The 5,365-nt window shown below is 40.0% G+C and carries 5 protein-coding genes; 3 read left to right on the forward strand and 2 right to left on the reverse strand.

The window, feature by feature from the left end:
• Positions 1 to 120: 120 nt before the first annotated feature.
• Positions 121 to 381: an NDH complex assembly factor CRR9 gene (locus CK510_RS25575; RefSeq protein WP_095724352.1), complete on the reverse strand. Its 261-nt coding sequence runs from the start codon at positions 379 to 381 to the stop codon at positions 121 to 123.
• 242 nt (positions 382 to 623) lie between these two features.
• Positions 624 to 1,292: an iron-sulfur cluster biosynthesis transcriptional regulator SufR gene (gene sufR / locus CK510_RS25580; RefSeq protein WP_095724353.1), complete on the reverse strand. Its 669-nt coding sequence runs from the start codon at positions 1,290 to 1,292 to the stop codon at positions 624 to 626.
• 257 nt (positions 1,293 to 1,549) lie between these two features.
• Here sufR and sufB point away from each other — a divergent pair, with 257 nt between their 5' ends.
• The 3 genes from sufB to sufD all read left to right on the forward strand — a co-directional run bounded on the left by sufB (position 1,550) and on the right by sufD (position 5,263).
• Entirely contained in the window at positions 1,550 to 2,989 is a 1,440-nt protein-coding gene (gene sufB, locus CK510_RS25585; protein WP_095724354.1) for a Fe-S cluster assembly protein SufB, read from the forward strand.
• A 110-nt stretch (positions 2,990 to 3,099) separates the two neighbouring features.
• Positions 3,100 to 3,888: a Fe-S cluster assembly ATPase SufC gene (gene sufC / locus CK510_RS25590; RefSeq protein WP_095724355.1), complete on the forward strand. Its 789-nt coding sequence runs from the start codon at positions 3,100 to 3,102 to the stop codon at positions 3,886 to 3,888.
• Positions 3,889 to 3,904: 16 nt separating this feature from the next.
• Positions 3,905 to 5,263, forward strand: coding sequence for a Fe-S cluster assembly protein SufD (sufD, locus tag CK510_RS25595; protein WP_095724356.1), 1,359 nt, complete (start codon positions 3,905 to 3,907; stop codon positions 5,261 to 5,263).
• The last annotated feature ends 102 nt before the right edge of the window (positions 5,264 to 5,365 follow it).

The following is a 5,365-nucleotide window of genomic DNA, read 5'->3' on the forward strand; positions in this document are numbered from 1 at the left end:
AATAGAATTAGAGCGATTAGCTAATATATTATCAAAGGAGATAAATGAAATTAAATAAACCTGCATTTAATTCTTAATTCCTAACTCCTAACTCCTAACTATTAACTAATAACTTCCAACTTACCACTGCAAAAACGCCGCATCAATACCTTCTTCTCGGCGAATTTTAGCATCTTTCTCAAACCAAGCTATTACTTGCTGGGGTGTCAATTCCTCGACAGCAACATCATACTCTTTGGCAATGTGAGTTAATACTCTTAAAGAGGAAATAGTTATCCTTGTTAAAAATTTCTCTGGAGATGAAAGCAAAGCTGCATCAACTTTTGCTGACTCTTCGGTTGTTAAAAATTGTGCCCCAGGTTGTTGCGATCGCAAATCCATAGTTAATCAATAATGTTTATTTAAAAAATCTGAACCAACAGCAAATTTTGGTCAACTTTCATTCATATATCTTAACATTGCCATAAGCCGAGATTAATTCGCTTAGGCATATCGCATAATTCACTGAGTAGTTATAAATACTGAAAAACCTACGAGAATAATTAATTCGTAAAACTAGTTACTAATTATTAAATAATCATAGCCTAAACTGAGATTTGATAACTAAACTTAATCATTCAATCTCATCCTTTTCGTGGCTGAACTAAATAACCACAGCGATGTTCCCCATCGATAATCCAATGGGTACGTTCGACCGTACAATCGGGTAGTGCAGTAGCAAACATCTCTAACTCATGCCCGCAAACACTGGGAAAAGATTCTACGACATTGGATATTGCACAATTATGTTCGGCAATAATAAAACTATTTTCGCATTCCGATGATTCCTTTGATTCTACCGGATGAAATTCTGCCATATAGCCTTCCGCTTTTCGCAGTTTCACCAACATGGCAACCCTTTCCAATAGGGATGCATTACCCAACGTTTGCTGATATTCCAGAGCTTTACGTTCCCATTGCTTCCTTAAAATTGTACTCACTTGCTCTCGTCCCACAGTTTCGGCTAAAGTATCCAACAGCGAGACGGCAAAATTGCCATAGCTATGGATCGGTTGTAAGCGATCGCGTCCTTGCTGGCTTAACTTATATATAAGCTGGGGACGACCAATACCTACCTGCTCTGTTGCCGAATTGACAATCAATTCCTCAGTCTCCAAATCCTTTAAATGGCGACGAACCGCTTGGGGACTAATATCCAACGCTTCGGCTAGCTCTAGCGCTGAAGCCTTCCCTTGTATTGCAAGAAACTCTAAAATCTCTTGCTTCGTTGAGGTTTGCTGCGTAGTCTGCATCTTCGCCCCAAAATTTATTTAAAAAAAATTAGTTTGACAACAATGTTGTTGTTAATTTAGCGTACAATGAAGATACGTTAAACAACAACCCTGTTGTTTTAATCATATCCTAAATTCTAACAACCGTTTATACATTCGGTAAAACAGAAAAGGAAGCGGTAAAACAACCCGTCTCCATCCTTAAAGAGAATCCTGCCGTAACCAAGCAAAAAAGACAAGAACCGAAGAGACACTAACCATACCACGAGACACTACCGATGAGCGTCACAGCCACAACTTTAGTTAATCAACCTTACAAATACGGCTTTGTCACCGACATCGAGGCAGATACGATTCCTCGCGGGTTGAGCGAAGACATTGTTCGTCTCATTTCTGCGAAGAAAAACGAGCCGGAGTTTATGCTGGAGTTTCGCCTCAAGGCTTATCGCCAGTGGCTGAAGATGACTGAACCCGATTGGTCTGGTTTGAAATATCCACCGATCGATTACCAGAATATTATCTACTATTCCGCCCCCAAACAAGCTAAGAAAAAATTAAACAGCTTGGATGAAGTCGATCCAACCATTCTAGAAACCTTTGAAAAACTAGGTATTCCCCTCAATGAACAAAAACGACTAGCAAATGTTGCCGTTGATGCGATTTTTGATAGCGTTTCGGTTGCCACCACATTCAAAGAAAAACTAGCAAAAGATGGTGTGATTTTTGGGTCGTTTTCTGATGCCCTTCAAGAACACCCCGAACTGATTAAAAAGTACTTGGGTAGCGTCGTACCCATTGCTGACAATTACTTCGCCGCATTGAATGCCGCCGTCTTTAGTGACGGCTCATTTGTGTATATACCCAAGGGTGTTAAGTGCCCAATGGAACTATCTACTTACTTCCGGATTAATAATGGCGACAGTGGGCAATTCGAGCGGACTTTGATTGTTGCTGAAGAAGGTAGTTATGTATCTTACCTCGAAGGTTGTACAGCGCCGATGTATGACAGCAACCAGTTACATGCTGCCGTAGTCGAATTAGTTGCCCTCGACAATGCCGAAATTAAATATTCTACAGTTCAAAACTGGTATGCAGGGGACGTTAATGGTAAAGGTGGTATTTACAACTTTGTTACCAAACGTGGTTTGTGTCAGGGTGTAAATTCTAAGATATCTTGGACACAGGTAGAAACAGGTTCGGCGATTACTTGGAAGTATCCCAGCTGTGTTTTAGTTGGTGACAATTCTGTGGGTGAATTTTATTCGGTTGCATTAACAAATAATATGCAGCAAGCGGATACTGGAAGTAAAATGGTTCACGTTGGTAAAAATACCCGCAGCACAATCATTTCTAAGGGAATTTCCGCAGGTAATTCGAGTAATAGCTACCGGGGTTTGGTGAAGATGAATCCCACAGCTAAAGGTGCTAGAAATTATTCTCAGTGCGACTCAATGCTGATTGGTGATAATGCCAGTGCGAATACATTTCCCTACATTCAAGTACAAAATAATACCGCTAAAGTCGAACATGAAGCTTCGACATCGAAAATAGGGGAAGACCAATTATTTTACTTTACGCAACGGGGTATTTCCGCAGAAGATGCCATATCGATGATGATTAGTGGTTTCTGTAAGGATGTATTTAATCAGCTACCGATGGAGTTTGCTCTTGAAGCAGATAAGTTACTCAGCCTCAAATTAGAAGGTAGTGTTGGGTAATTTTACTCTTTCATCCCATGCAAAGTCGCAAATCTCCTCTCTGCGACTCTGCTACTCTGAGTGAGACAAAAAAATATCATTAAACCTCAAAGCAAACAAAAAAAAGAAAGATGATTATTGAGAATAGTGAAATAGTGCTGTCAGTAAGTGATTTGACGGCAAGTGTTGATGGAACCCCGATTTTGAAGGGTGTAAATCTTGAAGTCAAAGCGGGGGAGATTCATGCGATTATGGGACCTAATGGTTCTGGTAAAAGCACTTTCTCGAAGATTTTGGCTGGACATCCAGCATATGAGGTAACTGGTGGAGAGGTGATTTTCCAAGGGCAGAATTTGCTGGAAATGGAACCGGAAGATAGAGCTAGAAGCGGTGTATTTTTGGCGTTTCAGTATCCTTTGGAAATTCCTGGTGTCAGTAATTTAGACTTTTTGCGGGTTGCTTATAACTCGAAACGGAAAGCGCAGGGTTTGGAAGAGTTGGAACCTTTCGATTTTGAAGATTTGGTTCACGAAAAGCTGGATGTGGTGAAGATGGATTCGGCTTTTTTGAATCGAAGTGTAAATGAAGGTTTTTCTGGTGGTGAGAAAAAGCGGAATGAAATTCTGCAAATGGCACTTTTGGAACCTAAAATTGCCATTTTGGATGAGACTGATTCGGGTTTAGATATTGATGCATTGAAGATTGTGGCTGGTGGTGTAAATCAGTTGGCAAATCCACAAAATGCCACCATTATGATTACCCACTATCAGCGTTTGCTTGATTATATTATACCTGACTACGTGCATGTGATGGCGCGGGGACAGATTCTCATGTGTGGTGGTAAAGAACTAGCATTAGAGTTGGAATCACGCGGTTACGATTGGATTTTGGAACAAGATTTTGAGACTGTGGGGGTATAAGATGACAACAACAAAAGTGTCTTTACAAGTTTCTCCTAGCCCAATTCCCAATTCTGATGTCGCTAGTCTCACATCTAGTTTGGTGGATCGGGATGCTTATTTGACGGGTTTATTAAACACTGTAAAAACGGGACATGTTGCATCTTTAGATTGGTTACAGGAAATTAAAGAGCGTGCTGCAAATTGGGTACGTCATTCCACATTACCAACCAATCGCGACGAAGAATGGCGTTTTACAGATTTATCTACTCTCAAACAGATTCAATTTAGCCATGTCGAGACGGGTAGTTTTGCCCTTCCAAATATAGAATTTTTACCAGAAACCGAAAACAGCCGTTTGGTATTTGTTAATGGTATTTACGAACCAAAATTATCATCTGTTTCCGGTTTGCCAGCAGGAATTTTAGTTACAAATATATCCAATTTGCCTGCGGAATATACAGAAAAAGCCCAAGAATATTTTGCTCAAGCAGAGGGGAATCTAGAAGTATTTACAGCATTAAATACCGCGATCGCACCAGATGCAGCAGTTATTTGGGTTGCTAAAAATGTCGTCGTCGAAACCCCAATCCATTTGCTGTATATAACGACTGGGGAAACTCCGGGAATTTCCCAACCTCGCTGTTTAGTTGTTGCTGAAACAGGTTCCCAAGTTACTTTTGTCGAAGAATTTGTGTCGGGCAAGATGTCGAACCCAGATGAGAGTGTTTATTTTGCCAATGCTGTCACGGAAATTTGGATTTCTGAAAATGCCAGCGTGAATCATATTAGGGTTCAAAACGACTCAAAAGCGGCATTTCATATTGGCAAAACAGCCGTTACCCAAGGGCGTTGCAGTCGATATACCTGTAATACCATAAGTATTGGTGGCAAACTATCCCGTCACAATTTAGAAATCCTGCAAACTGGGGAACAGACAGAAACAACTCTCAATGGGTTATCGATGATTAAAGATAGCCAAATTGGGGACATGCATAGTGCGATCGCATTAAATCATCCCTATGGTATCAGCAAGCAGTTACAAAAAAATATTGTCGGTGATAAGGCACATGCCATATTTAATGGGAAGGTTTTTGTGCCTAAACCTGCCCAACTCACTAATGCAGCGCAGTTAAACCGGAATTTATTACTTTCCCCAAAAGCAAGAGTTGACACCAAACCACAACTAGAAATTACGGCAGATAATGTCAAATGCGCTCATGGTGCTACAGTCAGTCAGTTAGAAGATGATGAAATTTTCTATCTACAAAGTAGAGGAATTAATGAAAATGATTCGCGCAACTTGTTAATTTACGCTTTTGCTGCTGAAATTATTAATAATATTCCCATTGCTTCTTTGCGCGACAATCTTTTAACTACAGTCAAGCAATTTTGATTGGTTAATAGTTAGTGGTTATTAGTTATTAGTTAGGGATTAATTGAGAATAGGGAAATGGAAAAAGAAAATTAAGATTAATAACTCCTAACTCCTTTACGA

Source organism: Brunnivagina elsteri CCALA 953 (genome assembly GCF_002289455.1).
Lineage (GTDB): Bacteria > Cyanobacteriota > Cyanobacteriia > Cyanobacteriales > Nostocaceae > Brunnivagina > Brunnivagina elsteri.